The 14,786-nt window shown below is 63.2% G+C and carries 17 protein-coding genes; 13 read left to right on the plus strand and 4 right to left on the minus strand.

Annotated elements, in window-relative coordinates:
• Positions 1-151: 151 nt before the first annotated feature.
• Positions 152-430 (minus strand): 30S ribosomal protein S20, encoded by a 279-nt coding sequence (gene rpsT / locus PMI38_RS02135; RefSeq protein ID WP_003247625.1) that lies wholly within the window; start codon positions 428-430, stop codon positions 152-154.
• A gap of 249 nt (positions 431-679) precedes the next feature.
• On the opposite strand from rpsT, the gene murJ reads away from it, so the two are divergent.
• The 6 genes from murJ (at position 680) to ispH (ending at position 8,015) form a co-directional block, all read left to right on the plus strand.
• Positions 680-2,218: a murein biosynthesis integral membrane protein MurJ gene (gene murJ / locus PMI38_RS02140; protein ID WP_008090096.1), complete on the plus strand. Its 1,539-nt coding sequence runs from the start codon at positions 680-682 to the stop codon at positions 2,216-2,218.
• A gap of 118 nt (positions 2,219-2,336) precedes the next feature.
• Entirely contained in the window at positions 2,337-3,287 is a 951-nt protein-coding gene (ribF, locus tag PMI38_RS02145; RefSeq protein WP_008090097.1) for a bifunctional riboflavin kinase/FAD synthetase, read from the plus strand.
• Positions 3,284-6,115 (plus strand): isoleucine--tRNA ligase, encoded by a 2,832-nt coding sequence (gene ileS, locus PMI38_RS02150; protein WP_008090099.1) that lies wholly within the window; start codon positions 3,284-3,286, stop codon positions 6,113-6,115. Before ribF ends, ileS begins: the two co-directional genes overlap by 4 nt.
• Positions 6,108-6,623, plus strand: coding sequence for a signal peptidase II (lspA, locus tag PMI38_RS02155; protein ID WP_008090100.1), 516 nt, complete (start codon positions 6,108-6,110; stop codon positions 6,621-6,623). Before ileS ends, lspA begins: the two co-directional genes overlap by 8 nt.
• A complete protein-coding gene (fkpB, locus tag PMI38_RS02160) occupies positions 6,616-7,053 on the plus strand; it encodes an FKBP-type peptidyl-prolyl cis-trans isomerase (RefSeq protein ID WP_008090102.1) in 438 nt (145 codons plus the stop codon). The genes lspA and fkpB overlap by 8 nt, the downstream gene beginning before the upstream one ends.
• Before the next feature lie 14 nt (positions 7,054-7,067).
• Positions 7,068-8,015 (plus strand): 4-hydroxy-3-methylbut-2-enyl diphosphate reductase, encoded by a 948-nt coding sequence (ispH, locus tag PMI38_RS02165; RefSeq protein ID WP_008090104.1) that lies wholly within the window; start codon positions 7,068-7,070, stop codon positions 8,013-8,015.
• Here the strand turns inward: ispH and PMI38_RS02170 are convergent, their stop codons facing one another.
• Positions 8,016-8,492: a GspH/FimT family pseudopilin gene (locus PMI38_RS02170; RefSeq protein ID WP_008090105.1), complete on the minus strand. Its 477-nt coding sequence runs from the start codon at positions 8,490-8,492 to the stop codon at positions 8,016-8,018.
• 109 nt (positions 8,493-8,601) lie between these two features.
• Between PMI38_RS02170 and pilV the strand changes: the two genes are divergently transcribed.
• Genes pilV through thiO form a run of 5 tightly spaced genes read left to right on the plus strand, consistent with a single transcriptional unit; the run spans position 8,602 to position 11,442 of the window.
• Positions 8,602-8,793: a type IV pilus modification protein PilV gene (gene pilV / locus PMI38_RS02175; protein WP_008090108.1), complete on the plus strand. Its 192-nt coding sequence runs from the start codon at positions 8,602-8,604 to the stop codon at positions 8,791-8,793.
• Positions 8,783-9,430 (plus strand): PilW family protein, encoded by a 648-nt coding sequence (locus PMI38_RS02180; RefSeq protein ID WP_008090109.1) that lies wholly within the window; start codon positions 8,783-8,785, stop codon positions 9,428-9,430. Before pilV ends, PMI38_RS02180 begins: the two co-directional genes overlap by 11 nt.
• Complete coding sequence (locus PMI38_RS02185) at positions 9,427-9,900, plus strand: hypothetical protein (protein ID WP_008090111.1); 474 nt, start codon at positions 9,427-9,429, stop codon at positions 9,898-9,900. The genes PMI38_RS02180 and PMI38_RS02185 overlap by 4 nt, the downstream gene beginning before the upstream one ends.
• A 1-nt stretch (position 9,901) precedes the next feature.
• On the plus strand, positions 9,902-10,291 hold the full coding sequence (locus PMI38_RS02190; RefSeq protein WP_008090112.1) for a type IV pilin protein: 390 nt from the start codon (positions 9,902-9,904) through the stop codon (positions 10,289-10,291).
• 53 nt (positions 10,292-10,344) lie between these two features.
• Positions 10,345-11,442, plus strand: a complete 1,098-nt coding sequence (thiO, locus tag PMI38_RS02195; RefSeq protein WP_008090115.1) for a glycine oxidase ThiO — start codon at positions 10,345-10,347, stop codon at positions 11,440-11,442.
• Between the two features lie 131 nt (positions 11,443-11,573).
• Here thiO and PMI38_RS02200 read toward each other — a convergent pair whose 3' ends face one another.
• Positions 11,574-11,804, minus strand: a complete 231-nt coding sequence (locus PMI38_RS02200; RefSeq protein WP_008090119.1) for a PP0621 family protein — start codon at positions 11,802-11,804, stop codon at positions 11,574-11,576.
• Between the two features lie 93 nt (positions 11,805-11,897).
• Positions 11,898-12,917 carry an outer membrane protein assembly factor BamD gene (locus PMI38_RS02205; RefSeq protein ID WP_008090121.1) on the minus strand — a complete coding sequence of 340 codons (1,020 nt, stop codon included), beginning with the start codon at positions 12,915-12,917 and terminating at the stop codon, positions 11,898-11,900.
• Positions 12,918-13,064: 147 nt separating this feature from the next.
• Between PMI38_RS02205 and rluD the strand changes: the two genes are divergently transcribed.
• On the plus strand, positions 13,065-14,027 hold the full coding sequence (gene rluD / locus PMI38_RS02210; RefSeq protein WP_043272812.1) for a 23S rRNA pseudouridine(1911/1915/1917) synthase RluD: 963 nt from the start codon (positions 13,065-13,067) through the stop codon (positions 14,025-14,027).
• Positions 14,024-14,764 carry a peptidoglycan editing factor PgeF gene (pgeF, locus tag PMI38_RS02215; RefSeq protein WP_008090126.1) on the plus strand — a complete coding sequence of 247 codons (741 nt, stop codon included), beginning with the start codon at positions 14,024-14,026 and terminating at the stop codon, positions 14,762-14,764. The genes rluD and pgeF overlap by 4 nt, the downstream gene beginning before the upstream one ends.
• Positions 14,765-14,786: the final 22 nt, after the last annotated feature.

The following is a 14,786-nucleotide window of genomic DNA, read 5'->3' on the forward strand; positions in this document are numbered from 1 at the left end:
AAGCCGGCTCCCACAGGAATGTCACAGATTTCAAGAACTGTGGAGTACCTGTGGGAGCCGGCTTGCCGGCGATGAGGCCCTTACAGCCAAGATCATCAAATCGCAGGCAATAAAAAACCGACCCTAGGGTCGGTTTTTCGACAAGCGTCGCTTAGGCAGCTGCTGCTTCTTTCAGCGCCTTGATGTGGCCATTCAGACGGCCTTTGTGGCGAGCTGCTTTGTTCTTGTGGATGATACCCTTGTCGGCCATACGGTCGATTACAGGTACAGCCAGAACGTAAGCGGCTTGCGCTTTTTCGGCGTCTTTTGCGTCGATGGCTTTAACTACATTCTTGATGTAGGTGCGGACCATGGAACGCAGGCTGGCGTTGTGGCTGCGACGCTTCTCAGCCTGTTTTGCACGTTTCTTGGCGGAAGGTGTGTTGGCCACCGTCGAGCTCCTCGAAAGACTTTAGGTAAATAGCAAACAAAATAGGCCGCGAATCATGCCGATCAGTCGAGCGGATGTCAAGGCCACCTGCAGGGTTCCGCCGAGCGGTGCGCCAACAGGAGGGAAAGATTCCTTTCTGCTGCGCGACCTGTAAACTCGGGAATTTTGGCTTCCCTGCGAAGGCGCGGGAGTATCGCACATTCGGACGCTGTCTGGCAGCGTCCTCTGTCTTTGGCGTGAATCTTTTCGATGAATCTGCTCAAATCACTGGCTGCAGTCAGCTCCATCACCATGATTTCCAGGGTTTTGGGCTTCGTGCGCGATACCATTCTGGCCCGTGTATTCGGTGCCGGAATCGCCACCGACGCATTTTTCATCGCTTTCAAACTGCCCAACCTGTTGCGACGCATCTTTGCCGAAGGGGCCTTTTCCCAAGCATTCGTGCCGATTCTTGCCGAATACAAGACTCAACAGGGCGAGGAGGCGACGCGTACTTTCATCGCTTATGTCAGCGGCCTGCTGACGCTGGTCCTGGCCCTGGTCACGGCCATCGGCATTCTCGCAGCCCCCTGGGTGGTCTGGGTCACCGCGCCCGGGTTTGTCGACAACGCCGAGAAATATGAGCTGACCACCGACCTGCTGCGGGTGACCTTCCCTTATATATTGCTGATTTCCCTGTCGTCCCTGGTCGGCGCCATCCTCAATACGTGGAACCGCTTCTCGGTTCCGGCCTTTACGCCAACCCTGCTCAACGTGGCGATGATCGCGTTTGCCGTGCTGCTCACGCCGTATTTCAACCCGCCGATCATGGCCCTGGCCTGGGGCGTGCTGGCAGGGGGGCTGGCCCAGTTGCTGTACCAGCTGCCGGCGCTGAAGAAAATCGGCATGCTCGTGCTGCCACGCCTGAACCTGCGCGACACCGGCGTGTGGCGGGTGCTCAAGCAGATGCTGCCGGCGATTCTCGGCGTCTCGGTCAGTCAGATCTCGCTCATCATCAATACCATCTTCGCCTCCTTCCTGGTGGCCGGCTCGGTGTCCTGGATGTACTACGCCGACCGCCTGATGGAGCTGCCTTCGGGCGTGCTCGGCGTGGCGCTGGGCACCATTCTCCTGCCGACCCTGGCCAAGACCTACGCCAACAAGGACCGTGAAGAGTATTCGCGAATCATGGATTGGGGCCTGCGCCTATGCTTCCTGCTGGTATTGCCCTGCACCCTGGCCCTGGCGATTCTGGCCGAGCCGCTGACCGTGGCGTTGTTCCAGTACGGCAAGTTCAGCGCCTTCGATGCGGCCATGACCCAGCGCGCGCTGATCGCCTATTCGGTCGGCCTGCTGGCAATCATTCTGGTCAAGGTACTGGCACCGGGCTTCTATGCGCAGCAGAATATCCGCACGCCGGTGAAGATCGCGATCTTCACCCTGGTCTGCACCCAGCTGTTCAACCTGGCACTGGTCGGCCCGCTCAAGCACGCCGGCCTGGCCCTGGCGATCAGCCTCGGTGCCTGCCTGAACGCCAGCCTGCTGTTCTGGAAGCTGCGCAGCCAGCAGTTGTTCCAACCCCAGCCGGGCTGGACGATGTTCCTGCTCAAACTGGTGCTGGCGGTGACGCTGATGTCCGCGGTGCTGCTATTGGGCATGCACTATCTGCCGGCCTGGGAACAAGGCAACATGCTTGATCGCTTCCTGCGTCTGGGAGCGTTGATCCTGGCAGGCGTCGTGACTTATTTCGGTTGCCTCTACTTATGTGGCTTCAGGCCCCGGCATTTCGCCCGCAAGGCCCTGCACTGAGGCACGAGGCGGGTCAGGCGTCGGTTTTTCGTATTCCACGCCGCCCCCGGGCGCTGCTGCCTGTCACCAGCGCCCGGGTGTGGTTATAATCGGCCACTTTATGAGCAAGAAGCGCGTTATGCAGCTGGTTCGAGGTCTTCACAACCTGCGCCCCGAGCACCGGGGCTGTGTCGCCACCATTGGCAACTTCGACGGGGTTCACCGTGGCCACCAGGCTATCCTGGCGCGCCTGCGCGAGCGCGGCCAGGCCTTGGGCCTGCCGACCTGCGTGGTGATCTTCGAACCGCAGCCGCGCGAGTATTTTGCTCCCGACACTGCACCGGCCCGCCTGGCGCGCCTGCGCGACAAGGTCGAGCTGCTGGCCGCGGAAGGGATCGACCGGGTGTTGTGCCTGGCTTTCAACCAGCGCCTGAGCAAGCTCAGCGCCGATGAATTCGTCAAGGCGATCCTGGTCGACGGCCTGGGCGTGCGCCACCTCGAAGTAGGCGACGACTTCCGCTTCGGTTGCGACCGTGCCGGCGATTTCGCCTTCCTGGTCGACGCTGGCAAGCAATACGGGTTCACCGTCGAGGCTGCCAACACGGTGATCCAGGATGGCCTGCGGGTCAGCAGCACCGAGGTGCGCAAGGCCCTGTCCGAAGGCAACTTCGAGCTGGCCGAGCACCTGCTGGGCCGCCCCTATCGCATCACCGGGCGCGTGTTGCACGGCCAGAAGCTGGCCCGCCAGCTGGGCACGCCCACCGCCAACATCCAGCTCAAGCGCCGCCGCGTGCCGCTGTCCGGGGTTTACCTGGCCAGCATCGAAATCGACGGCAAGGCCTGGCCGGGTGTCGGCAACATCGGGGTACGCCCCACCGTGGCCGGCGACGGCCGCCCGCACCTCGAGATTCATCTACTGGATTATGCCGGCGATCTGTATGGCCGGCGCCTGACGGTGGAATTCCACCACAAGCTGCGTGAAGAGCAGCGATTCGCCTCCCTGGAGGCGCTGAAGTCGGCGATCGATGCGGATATCGCCGCCGCACGTGCACATTGGCACGCTCAACCGCTAACGAAGAGCCTGAAATGACCGACTACAAAGCCACGCTTAACCTTCCGGACACCGCCTTCCCCATGAAGGCCGGCCTGCCTCAGCGCGAACCGCAGATTCTGCAGCGCTGGGACAGCATTGGCCTGTACCGGAAGCTGCGCGAAATTGGCAAGGATCGTCCCAAGTTCGTCCTGCACGACGGCCCGCCCTATGCCAACGGCAAGATTCACATCGGTCATGCGCTGAACAAGATTCTCAAGGACATGATCGTCCGCTCCAAGACCCTGTCGGGCTTCGACGCACCTTACGTGCCGGGCTGGGACTGCCATGGCCTGCCGATCGAGCACAAGGTCGAAGTCACCCACGGCAAGCACCTGACCGCCGACCGTACCCGCGAGCTGTGCCGCGAGTACGCTGCCGAGCAGATCGAAGGGCAGAAGACCGAGTTCATCCGTCTGGGCGTGCTGGGTGACTGGGACAACCCCTACAAGACCATGAACTTCGCCAACGAGGCCGGCGAAATCCGCGCCCTGGCAGAAATGGTCAAGCAAGGTTTCGTGTTCAAGGGCCTCAAGCCTGTGAACTGGTGCTTCGACTGCGCATCGGCACTGGCCGAGGCCGAAGTCGAGTACGCCGACAAGAAATCCCAGACCATCGACGTGGCCTTCCCGGTCGCCGACGCCGACAAGCTGGCCGCTGCCTTCGGCCTGCCTGCCCTGGCCAAGCCTGCCGCCATCGTCATCTGGACCACCACCCCGTGGACCATCCCTGCCAACCAGGCGCTGAACATTCACCCGGAGTTCAAGTACGCCCTGGTCGATACCGGTGAGCGCCTGCTGGTGCTGGCCGAAGAGCTGGTCGAGTCCTGCCTCAAGCGCTACAACCTGGAAGGCTCGGTCATCGCCACCGCCCAAGGTTCGGCCCTGGAGCTGGTCAACTTCCGCCACCCGTTCTACGACCGCCTGTCGCCGATCTACCTGGCCGACTACGTCGAACTGGGCGCCGGTACCGGCGTGGTCCACTCCGCACCGGCCTACGGTGAAGACGACTTCGTCACCTGCAAGCGTTACGGCATGGTCAACGACGACATCCTCACCCCGGTGCAGAGCAACGGCGTGTATGTGGAGTCGCTGGAGTTCTTCGGCGGCCAGTTCATCTGGAAGGCCAACCCGGCCATCGTCGAGAAACTGAGCGAAGTCGGTGCGCTGATGCACACCGAAACCATCAGCCACAGCTACATGCACTGCTGGCGCCACAAGACCCCGCTGATCTACCGCGCCACCGCGCAGTGGTTCGTCGGCATGGACAAGCAGCCGAGCACGGGCGAGCCCCTGCGCGAGCGCGCGCTGAAAGCCATCGAAGACACCAAGTTCGTCCCGGCCTGGGGCCAGGCACGCCTGCACTCGATGATCGCGAACCGCCCGGACTGGTGCATCTCGCGTCAACGCAACTGGGGCGTGCCGATCCCGTTCTTCCTGCACAAGCAGACCGGCGAGCTGCACCCGCGCACCGTCGAGCTGATGGAGCAGGTAGCCAAGCGCGTCGAGCAGGAAGGCATCGAAGCCTGGTTCAAGCTGGACGCCGCCGAACTGCTCGGTGACGAAGCTGGCCAGTACGACAAGATCGCCGATACCCTGGACGTCTGGTTCGACTCCGGCACCACGCACTGGCACGTCCTGCGCGGCTCGCACGACATCGGCCACGCCACCGGCCCGCGCGCCGACCTGTACCTGGAAGGTTCCGACCAGCACCGTGGCTGGTTCCACTCGTCCCTGCTGACCGGTTGCGCGATCGACAATCACGCGCCGTACCGCGAGCTGCTGACCCACGGTTTCACCGTGGACGAGAGCGGCCGCAAGATGTCCAAGTCGCTGGGCAACACCATCGAGCCGGAGAAGGTCAACAACACCCTGGGTGCCGACATCCTGCGCCTGTGGGTCTCGGCCACCGACTACTCCGGTGAAATGGCCGTTTCCGAGCAGATCCTGCAGCGCAGCGCCGACGCCTACCGCCGTATCCGCAACACCGCGCGCTTCCTGCTCTCCAACCTGTCGGGCTTCGACCCTTCCCGCGACTTGCTGGCGCCGGAAGACATGATTGCCCTGGACCGTTGGGCCGTGGATCGCACCTTGCTGCTGCAGCGCGAGCTGGAAGAGCACTACGGCGAATACCGCTTCTGGAACGTCTACTCGAAGATCCACAACTTCTGCGTGCAGGAGCTGGGCGGCTTCTACCTCGACATCATCAAGGACCGCCAGTACACCACCGGCGCCAACAGTGTCGCCCGCCGTTCCTGCCAGACCGCGCTTTACCACATCAGCGAGGCGCTGGTGCGCTGGATCGCGCCGATCCTGGCCTTCACCGCCGACGAAATCTGGCAGTACCTGCCGGGCGAGCGCAACGAATCGGTCATGCTCAACGGCTGGTACGAAGGCCTGAGCGAGCTGCCGGAAGGCACCGAGCTCGACCGCGCCTACTGGGACCGCGTGATGGCGGTCAAGGCCGCAGTGAACAAGGAGCTGGAAAACCAGCGTACCGCCAAGGTCATCGGCGGCAACCTGCAGGCTGAAGTCACCCTGTTCGCCGACGAAGGCCTGAGCGCCGACCTGAGCAAGCTGGGCGACGAGTTGCGCTTCGTGCTGATCACCTCCGCCGCCAGCGTGGTGCCGTTCACCCAGGCGCCGGCCGAAGCGGTGGCCACTGAAGTCGAAGGCCTCAAGCTGAAAGTGGTCAAGTCCGGTCACGCCAAGTGCGGCCGTTGCTGGCACTTCCGCGCCGACGTCGGCAGCCACCCGGAGCACCCGGAAATCTGCGACCGTTGCGTCGACAACCTGAGCGGTTCGGGCGAGGTGCGCCACTATGCCTAACCCTGCAGCGGGGCGCTTCGGGCGCCTTGCCTGGCTCTGGCTAAGCCTGGTGGTACTGGTCCTGGACCAGGCCACCAAGCTGTATTTCAACAATGCACTGAGCATGTACCAGCAGATCGTGGTCATCCCTGACTACTTCAGCTGGACCTTGGCCTACAACACCGGCGCCGCGTTCAGCTTCCTGGCCGACAGCTCCGGCTGGCAGCGCTGGCTGTTCGCCCTGATCGCCGTGGTGGTCAGCGGTGTGCTGGTAGTCTGGCTCAAGCGCCTCGGGCGCAACGAGACCTGGCTGGCGGTTGCACTGGCGCTGGTGCTTGGCGGCGCGCTGGGTAACCTCTACGACCGCATCGTGCTTGGCCATGTGGTCGATTTCATCCTGGTGCATTGGAAGAATATTCATCATTTCCCGGCCTTCAACCTGGCCGACAGCGCCATCACCGTTGGTGCGGTGATGCTGGCGCTGGATATGTTCAAGAGCAAGAAGTCCGAGGATCCGGTCCATGACTGACACCCGTATCGGCCAGAACACCGAAGTCACCCTGCACTTCGCGCTGCACCTGGAAAACGGCGACACCGTCGACAGCACGTTCGACAAGGCCCCGGCCACCTTCAAGGTTGGCGACGGCAACCTGCTGCCTGGGTTCGAGAGCGCGCTGTTCGGCTTCAAGGCCGGTGACAAACGCACCGTGGTAGTAGCCCCGGAGAATGCCTTCGGCCAGCCCAACCCGCAGAACGTGCAGGTCATGCCGCGGTCCAATTTCGAAGGCATGGAGTTGTCCGAAGGGTTGCTGATCATCTTCAACGATGCCGCCAACACCGAGCTGCCGGGTGTGGTCAAAGCGTTCGATGACGACCAGGTAACCATCGACTTCAATCACCCACTGGCTGGCAAGACCCTGACCTTCGAGGTGGAGATCCTCGGGGTGAAGGCCCTGTAAGCCTGGAGCCCAGCATGCAAATCAAACTCGCCAACCCACGCGGCTTCTGCGCGGGGGTCGACCGGGCGATCGAGATCGTCAACCGTGCGCTGGAAGTCTTCGGCCCGCCGATCTATGTGCGCCATGAAGTGGTGCACAACAAGTTCGTGGTGGAAGACCTGCGCAACCGCGGCGCCATCTTCGTCGAGGAGCTGGACCAGGTGCCGGACGATGTCATCGTCATCTTCAGTGCCCATGGCGTTTCCCAGGCCGTGCGCCAGGAAGCCGCCGGCCGTGGCCTGAAAGTGTTCGACGCGACCTGCCCGCTGGTCACCAAGGTGCATATCGAGGTGGCCAAGTACAGCCGTGATGGTCGCGAAACCATCCTGATCGGCCATGAAGGGCACCCGGAAGTCGAAGGCACCATGGGCCAGTATGACGCCAGCAACGGCGGCGCCATCTACCTCGTCGAAGACGAAGAAGATGTCGCCAAGTTGCAGGTGAAAAACCCGGACCACCTGGCCTTCGTCACCCAGACCACGCTGTCGATGGACGACACCAGCCGGGTTATCGACGCCCTGCGTGCGCGCTTCCCGAACATCGGTGGCCCGCGCAAGGACGACATCTGCTACGCCACACAGAACCGTCAGGACGCCGTCAAGCAACTGGCCGACGAGTGTGACGTGGTGTTGGTGGTGGGCAGCCCCAACAGCTCCAACTCCAACCGTTTGCGTGAGCTGGCAGAGCGCATGGGCACCCCGGCCTACCTGATCGATGGTGCCGAGGATATGCAGCGCGACTGGTTCGACCAGGCGGCGCGGATCGGCATCACAGCCGGTGCTTCGGCTCCCGAAGTACTGGTACGTGGCGTGATCGACCAGCTGAAAGCCTGGGGTGCCACTGGCGCCGAAGAGCTGGATGGGCGCCCGGAGAACATCACGTTCTCCATGCCCAAAGAGCTGCGGGTTCGCTCGCTGATCTGATCAGCGGCCTGCGCACAGGGGATTCTCTCGGTCCTCCGTGCGCAGGCTTATCCTGCCGGCGCTTGCCAGTACAACGTGATACTGGCTGCCACAAATTTCCAGCGTTGCGCCTGTGAAGTTGTTGGTTGGCCCCAAGGGTACCCCCAGCGCACTGAACCTCACCTGCTCACCGGTATTGCTCGCGATGATCAAGGGCCGTGCAAGGCGGTGTTCGCGTAACAACTGCTGGTTGCTTTCAAGCATTACCCGCCAGCCTTTCCCCCAGTCGTTTTCCAACGGCTGCACCATCACCGGCTGCCGCTGCAGCATGGCGTGGCTGCGCGCGCTTCGCAGTGCATGAGCCAGATCCCGGGCTGCTGCCGCCCTGTGCAGGTCATCGCTCAACCTGGCGTAGGCCGGCATACCGAGCTGTGTCAGCACAGCGGCCGTGGCCAAGGCAAACATCATTTGTATCAGTGTTACCCCTCGTTGCTTCACCGTGCATTCCTCCCTGGAAGTGCTTCGCTGTAGCTTCACGGTCGTTGGACATGAGGTCCAGTCGAGCAAGTTCAGGGCAATTGCGGGAAAAGTCGCAGGAGGTGCAGGGATGCACGCAAAGCAGCGGGGCATGACGCTTTTGGAAGTGCTGTTGGCAGTGCTGGTGGTGGCCGTGGGCATATTTGCCGCAGCTGCCTTGCAGCTCAAGGCGCTGCAGGCCGTCGACAGTGCGCGTCGCGATGGGCAGGCCGCGATGGCGGCGCACAGTGAGTATGAGAGGGGCGCCGGCAATGAGGCGTAGTCAGTGCGGTTTCGGTTTGCTCGAAGCCACGCTGGCGCTGACTGTGGGGCTGATGGTGCTGGCGGCGACCACTCAATTATTCGCCTCCGCCCACCAGAGCTGGCGCCTGCAGAGTGCTGCATTGCGCTTGCAGGATGACGCTCGGTTGGCGCTGTTGCGCATGGCACAGGATATCCGCCAGGCCGGAATGTTCGGTTGCCTGCGACTGCAGCCAGATGACTTCAAGGCTCCGACAGCCCGGCAGGCCTTCGCCCGTCCCCTGGAGGTTGGCCCGTCCAGCCTGAGTCTGGTCGTCGCCGAGTTGCCTGGACATACCGGAGCTGCGGATTGGACTCTGCTGACGGACTGTAGCCGGGAGGCACAGGTAAAGGACGGGCGCTACCCGGGCACAGACAACCTCATGGCAATACCCATCAGCCGCATTCGCTACGCGTTGTCAGGCACCACGCTCATGTTCACAAGGCGCAGTCATAGCCAGTCTCTGGTCGATCATGTTCGAGAACTGCAGGTGGCACTTGTACAAAGCCCGCAAGGGCAGAGGGTCGACCTGCAACTGACGATGTATGAGCCAACGCTTCAGATCGAGCAACACCATGAGCTGAGCGTAGCGCTGCGCAATCCGGTGCCCGGGCCATGAATGGCCAGCGGGGTGTGGTCTTGCTGCTGGCGCTGGTGCTGTGCCTGTTATTGAGCCTGTTGTCTGCCTCAGCCCTGCGCGATGCGCTGGTTGAAACACGAATGACAGGCGTCATGCGCGATGGCTTGTTGGCATTCGAACAGGCGGAGGACGCACTGCGGGCTGCTGAAGAGGCATTTACACGGGGGCCGCCGGAGCTTTGCGAAGGTTGCCTGCCGCCGCCGAGGCCTCACGAACTGCAAGGGTCATGGCAAAGCAGCAAGAGCGGCTACTACCAACTACAGAACCTGGGCGTCACCCGCAAAGCCGTGCATATGCCGGAAGGCGAGCAGGTCACCTTGTACCGGGTGACCGCAGTCAGCCAGCAACTGGCAGCCAGGCAGGTGTTGGAAGCCGTCTATGCCGTGCCGACTGCTCAAGCAGAGGCACCCCGGCGCATCCTCTGGCGCCAGAGACTGAGGGAAGACTGACATGCAGCAAGGCCTTGGCCTGATCGAGTTGTTGATTGTCATGGCCGTCACCGGCATTCTGGCAGCCATTGCCTACCCCAGTTACAGCGACCAGCTCCGGCGAGCCGCACGCAGCGAAGTGGTCGGCCTGCTGCATGACGCCGCCCTGCGCCTTGAGCAGCATCGCTTGCGCACTGGCCAGTACGCCGAAGGCGACCCTGCGTTGCCCGTCGCCAATCGTCATTACCGCCTGCAGGCCATTCGTGGCAGCGACACCTTCACGCTGCTTGCTCGGCGCTTGCCGCATGGTCTGATGGCCGACGACCGCTGTGGCGATTTCCAGCTCGACCAGGCGCTCGTGCGCAGCAATCCGGGCGGCGTCGAGGCCGGAGATCGCTGTTGGGGAAGCTGAGGGGTGAATGATGCCCGTGCATCGCGGTTTTACTTCAGGTGTTGGATCGACAGATGAGCAAGCAAGTAGTGGTGGTCGGCGGCGGGGTGATCGGCCTGCTGACAGCATTCAACCTGGCGGCGAAGGTCGGACAGGTGGTGGTGTGTGATCAAGGCGAAGTCGGCCGCGAGTCGTCCTGGGCCGGTGGCGGTATCGTCTCGCCGCTGTACCCCTGGCGTTACAGCCCGGCGGTGACCGCCCTGGCGCACTGGTCGCAGGACTTTTATCCACAGCTGGGCGAGCGCCTGTTCGCCAGCACGGGCCTCGATCCGGAAGTTCACACCACGGGCCTGTACTGGCTCGATCTGGATGACGAGGCCGAGGCCCTGGCCTGGGCCGAGCGCGAGGGGCGGCCATTGAGCGCTGTGGATATCTCGGCTGCCTATGATGCCGTGCCGGTACTGGGCCCGGGTTTCAAGCGCGCGATCTTCATGGCGGGCGTGGCCAACGTGCGCAACCCTCGGCTGGTCAAGTCGCTCAAAGCGGCGCTGCAGGCAATGCCCAACGTGACGTTGCGCGAACACTGCCAGATCACCGGCTTTGTCCAGGAAGGTGGGCGTGTCACCGGCGTGCAGACCGAAGAAAGTGTGCTGCAGGCCGATGATGTCGTGCTCAGCGCTGGCGCCTGGAGCGGCGACCTGCTGCGCACACTTGGCCTTGAGCTGCCGGTGGAGCCGGTGAAAGGCCAGATGATCCTGTTCAAGTGCGCCGAGGATTTTCTGCCGAGCATGGTCCTGGCCAAGGGGCGCTATGCGATCCCGCGTCGGGATGGGCATATTCTGGTGGGCAGCACCTTGGAGCATGCCGGGTACGACAAGACCCCGACCGAGGAGGCGCTGGCCAGCCTGAAGGCCTCGGCAATCGAACTGCTGCCCGAGCTTGAGGTCGCCGAAGTGGTGGGGCACTGGGCTGGATTGCGGCCAGGTTCACCCGAAGGTGTTCCGTATATCGGGCGTGTGCCTGGGCATGACGGGCTGTGGCTGAACTGCGGGCATTACCGCAATGGGTTGGTGCTGGCGCCGGCTTCGTGCCAGTTGTTTGCTGACCTGTTGACGGGCGTAGAGCCGATTATCGATCCGGCGCCGTATGCACCGGAAGGGCGTCTGGGCTGAGAGCCTCGGGCCCGCTTTGCGGGCCAATCGCTGGCAAGCCAGCTCCCACAGGTACTGCACAGAACTCGAAACCTGCGCTGTACCTGTGGGAGCCGGCTTGCCGGCGATGGCGTCAGTGAGGTAGCTGCAGATCAGCCTTGCCGCCCCGGCCCCTGCTCCAGATGCGCCGGGCTGCAATACCACTCGTTACCCCGGTGCAGCGCCCGGTCATTGGGCAGGTGCACCCCGCAATGGGCGCAACGCACCATTTTCAGCGGGGCGTCGAGCTTCGGTTCGGAAGGCGATTGCTGGCTGATCTTGAATTTGCGCCACAGCCAGTACGCGGCGGCGATCACGGCGATCCAGAAAAGTAGACGAACCATGGTGTCCAGCTTGTCGAATGATGAAGGCGACAGTCTAGGATGCTGCCAATAAAAAAGGGAGGCCCTTGGCCTCCCTTTCTATTAGCGCTTGAATCAGTCGAACAGACCAAAGGTCATGTAGCTGAACCACGAGCGGTCTTTTTCCGCTTCCTTCGGCCCTTCCGGCAGGATCGGGTCGCCGTTCTCGTCCTTGGGCAGCAGCTCTTCCGGCATTTCGGAGCGGGCGTCCTGGAACTGGCGGACCACGTCCTGGTTGGCGCGGGTTTCGCCCGGCGGCAGCGGGGTATCGGTCTCGATCATGCCCAGGGTGGCCTTGGACAGCCAGCTGCGGCCATCAGACTCGGTCTGCTTGGGCTCGAACTGGCCATCGACCAGGCTCGGGTGGTTCGGGTAGTTGAGCTTGAGGGTTTCCAGGCTGGTGGCGGCCAGGTCGTCCAGGTGCATCTTCTGGTAGGCCTCGACCATTACTGCCAGGCCGTCGCCGACCGATGGGGTTTCCTGGAAGTTCTCTACCACGTAGCGGCCACGGTTGGCGGCGGCGACGTAGGCCTGGCGGGTCAGGTAGTAGTCGGCCACGTGGATTTCGTAGGCGGCCAGCAGGTTGCGCAGGTAGATCATGCGCTGCTTGGCGTCCGGCGCGTAGCGGCTGTTGGGGAAGCGGCTGGTCAGCTGGGCGAACTCGTTGTACGAGTCGCGGGCGGCACCCGGGTCACGCTTGGTCATGTCCAGCGGCAGGAAGCGCGCCAGCAGGCCACGGTCCTGGTCGAACGAAGTCAGGCCCTTGAGGTAGTAGGCGTAATCGACGTTCGGGTGCTGCGGGTGCAGGCGGATGAAGCGCTCGGCAGCCGATTTGGCGGCCTCGGGCTCGGCGTTCTTGTAGTTGGCGTAGATCAGCTCGAGCTGCGCCTGGTCGGCGTAGCGGCCGAACGGGTAACGCGACTCCAGGGCCTTGAGCTTGTTCACCGCGCTGGTGTAGCTGGAATTGTCCAGGTCAGCCTGGGCCTGCTGGTACAGCTCGGCCTCGCTGAGGTTCTCGTCAATGACTTCCTTATTGGAGGAACAGGCCGCGGTGAGCCCGAGGATGGCGATCAGCAGCAGGTGTTTCACTTGCATGGCGGCTTGCGTCCCTTTGACGGCCGCTGTCTTGGGCGGAGCCGTCCTGTTATGATGAGCGCCCCGGCCAACCCCGGGACAAAAGAAGCCGTATTTAACCACAAGCGTGCAGTCGAAACCAAAGGCTGTACGCCCGCCGAATCGAGCATGTCCGAGATCATTCAACTTAGCGCAGAGGTACCGTCCGAACTGGGCGGTCAACGCCTCGACCAGGTCGCCGCCCAATTGTTCGCAGAGTACTCGCGTTCGCGGCTTACTTCGTGGATCAAAGAGGGTCGCCTGACGGTCGATGGCGCGGTCCTGCGCCCTCGAGATACCGTCCATGGTGGCTCGCTGCTTGCCCTGGAGGCCGAGCAAGAGGCCCAGGGCGAGTGGGTGGCCGAAGACATCGAGCTGGACATCGTCTATGAAGACGACCAGATCCTGGTGATCAACAAGCCAGCCGGCCTGGTGGTGCACCCGGCTGCCGGGCATGCCAGTGGCACCCTGCTCAACGCGTTGCTGCACCATGTGCCGGATATCATCAACGTGCCGCGTGCGGGCATTGTCCACCGCCTGGACAAGGACACCACCGGACTGATGGTCGTCGCCAAGACCCTGCAAGCGCAGACCAAGCTGGTCGAGCAGCTGCAAAGCCGCACGGTCAGCCGGATCTACGAGTGCATCGTGGTGGGGGTGGTGATCGCCGGGGGCAAGATCGACGCGCCGATCGGCCGTCACGGTGGCGTGCGCCAGCGCATGGCGGTAACTGAAGGTGGCAAGCCTGCGGTCAGCCACTACCGGGTGCTCAAGCGCTTCCGTTCGCACACCCATGTGCGGGTGAAGCTGGAAACCGGGCGTACCCACCAGATTCGTGTGCACATGGCGCATGTGGGTTATCCGCTGGTCGGCGACCAGACTTACGGTGTGCGTTTCCGCATTCCGCCGGCGGCCAGCGTGGCCATGGTCGAGGCGGTCAAGAACTTCCCGCGCCAGGCGCTGCACGCGCGCTTCCTGGCACTGGATCACCCGACCACCGGTGAACGGATGGAATGGGCTTCGCCGCTGCCGGACGACTTCACCTGGCTGTTGTCGCTGCTGAACCAGGACCGCGAGGCGTTTATCGGATGAGTGGTCTGACGCAGTCGCTGTTGTTTCCCGACTGGCCGGCCCCGGCCTCGGTGCGCGCCTGCGTTACCACTCGTCAGGGCGGCGTCAGTCTGCCGCCCTTCGAGACTTTCAATCTCGGTGACCACGTGGGCGACGACCCCGCTGCGGTCGCCGAGAACCGCCGCCGCCTGAGCGACGCGTTCGCCATCCAGCCGGCCTGGCTCAAGCAGGTGCATGGTCTTGTGGTGGCAGATGCCGACCCAGCTGCGGTGGCCGAAGCCGATGCCAGCTGGACCGACCAGCCCGGCATTGCCTGTACCGTGATGACCGCCGATTGCCTGCCCGCGCTGTTCTGCGACCGCGCCGGTACGCGCGTGGCTGCCGCCCATGCCGGCTGGCGCGGGTTGGCGGGTGGCGTATTGGAAACCACCCTCGATCGCCTGGCACTGCCACCTGAAGAGGTGCTGGTGTGGTTGGGCCCGGCCATTGGCCCGCAGGCGTTCGAGGTGGGGCTGGAGGTGCGTGATGCCTTTACGGCGGTGCATCCTGAAGCGGGCAGGGCGTTTGTCGACGGCGAGCGGCCGGGCAAGCTGATGGCCGACATCTATGAACTGGCGCGCATTCGTCTGGCGGCGCGTGGGGTCACTGCCGTTTATGGCGGGGGCTACTGCACGGTCAGTGATGAGCGGTTCTTCTCCTATCGCCGTACCCCGCAGGGTGGGCGCTTCGCTTCAATGGTCTGGCTGGATCCTCGCTAGTCAGTACCGGCCCCATCGCCGG

It is taken from the genome of Pseudomonas sp. GM84 (genome assembly GCF_000282535.1).
In the GTDB taxonomy this organism is placed as follows: domain Bacteria; phylum Pseudomonadota; class Gammaproteobacteria; order Pseudomonadales; family Pseudomonadaceae; genus Aquipseudomonas.

What these genes read in the sequence shown, in the direction of transcription:
- lspA (WP_008090100.1), top strand. Translation starts at nt 6,108, where the DNA reads ATGCCTAACCCTGCAGCGGGGCGCTTCGGGCGCCTTGCCTGGCTCTGG.
- PMI38_RS02180 (WP_008090109.1), top strand. Translation starts at nt 8,783, where the DNA reads ATGAGGCGTAGTCAGTGCGGTTTCGGTTTGCTCGAAGCCACGCTGGCG.
- pgeF (WP_008090126.1), top strand. Translation starts at nt 14,024, where the DNA reads ATGAGTGGTCTGACGCAGTCGCTGTTGTTTCCCGACTGGCCGGCCCCG.
- ispH (WP_008090104.1), top strand. Translation starts at nt 7,068, where the DNA reads ATGCAAATCAAACTCGCCAACCCACGCGGCTTCTGCGCGGGGGTCGAC.
- fkpB (WP_008090102.1), top strand. Translation starts at nt 6,616, where the DNA reads ATGACTGACACCCGTATCGGCCAGAACACCGAAGTCACCCTGCACTTC.
- PMI38_RS02185 (WP_008090111.1), top strand. Translation starts at nt 9,427, where the DNA reads ATGAATGGCCAGCGGGGTGTGGTCTTGCTGCTGGCGCTGGTGCTGTGC.
- rluD (WP_043272812.1), top strand. Translation starts at nt 13,065, where the DNA reads ATGTCCGAGATCATTCAACTTAGCGCAGAGGTACCGTCCGAACTGGGC.
- PMI38_RS02200 (WP_008090119.1), bottom strand. Translation starts at nt 11,804, where the DNA reads ATGGTTCGTCTACTTTTCTGGATCGCCGTGATCGCCGCCGCGTACTGG.
- ribF (WP_008090097.1), top strand. Translation starts at nt 2,337, where the DNA reads ATGCAGCTGGTTCGAGGTCTTCACAACCTGCGCCCCGAGCACCGGGGC.
- thiO (WP_008090115.1), top strand. Translation starts at nt 10,345, where the DNA reads ATGAGCAAGCAAGTAGTGGTGGTCGGCGGCGGGGTGATCGGCCTGCTG.
- PMI38_RS02190 (WP_008090112.1), top strand. Translation starts at nt 9,902, where the DNA reads ATGCAGCAAGGCCTTGGCCTGATCGAGTTGTTGATTGTCATGGCCGTC.
- ileS (WP_008090099.1), top strand. Translation starts at nt 3,284, where the DNA reads ATGACCGACTACAAAGCCACGCTTAACCTTCCGGACACCGCCTTCCCC.
- pilV (WP_008090108.1), top strand. Translation starts at nt 8,602, where the DNA reads ATGCACGCAAAGCAGCGGGGCATGACGCTTTTGGAAGTGCTGTTGGCA.
- PMI38_RS02205 (WP_008090121.1), bottom strand. Translation starts at nt 12,917, where the DNA reads ATGCAAGTGAAACACCTGCTGCTGATCGCCATCCTCGGGCTCACCGCG.
- murJ (WP_008090096.1), top strand. Translation starts at nt 680, where the DNA reads ATGAATCTGCTCAAATCACTGGCTGCAGTCAGCTCCATCACCATGATT.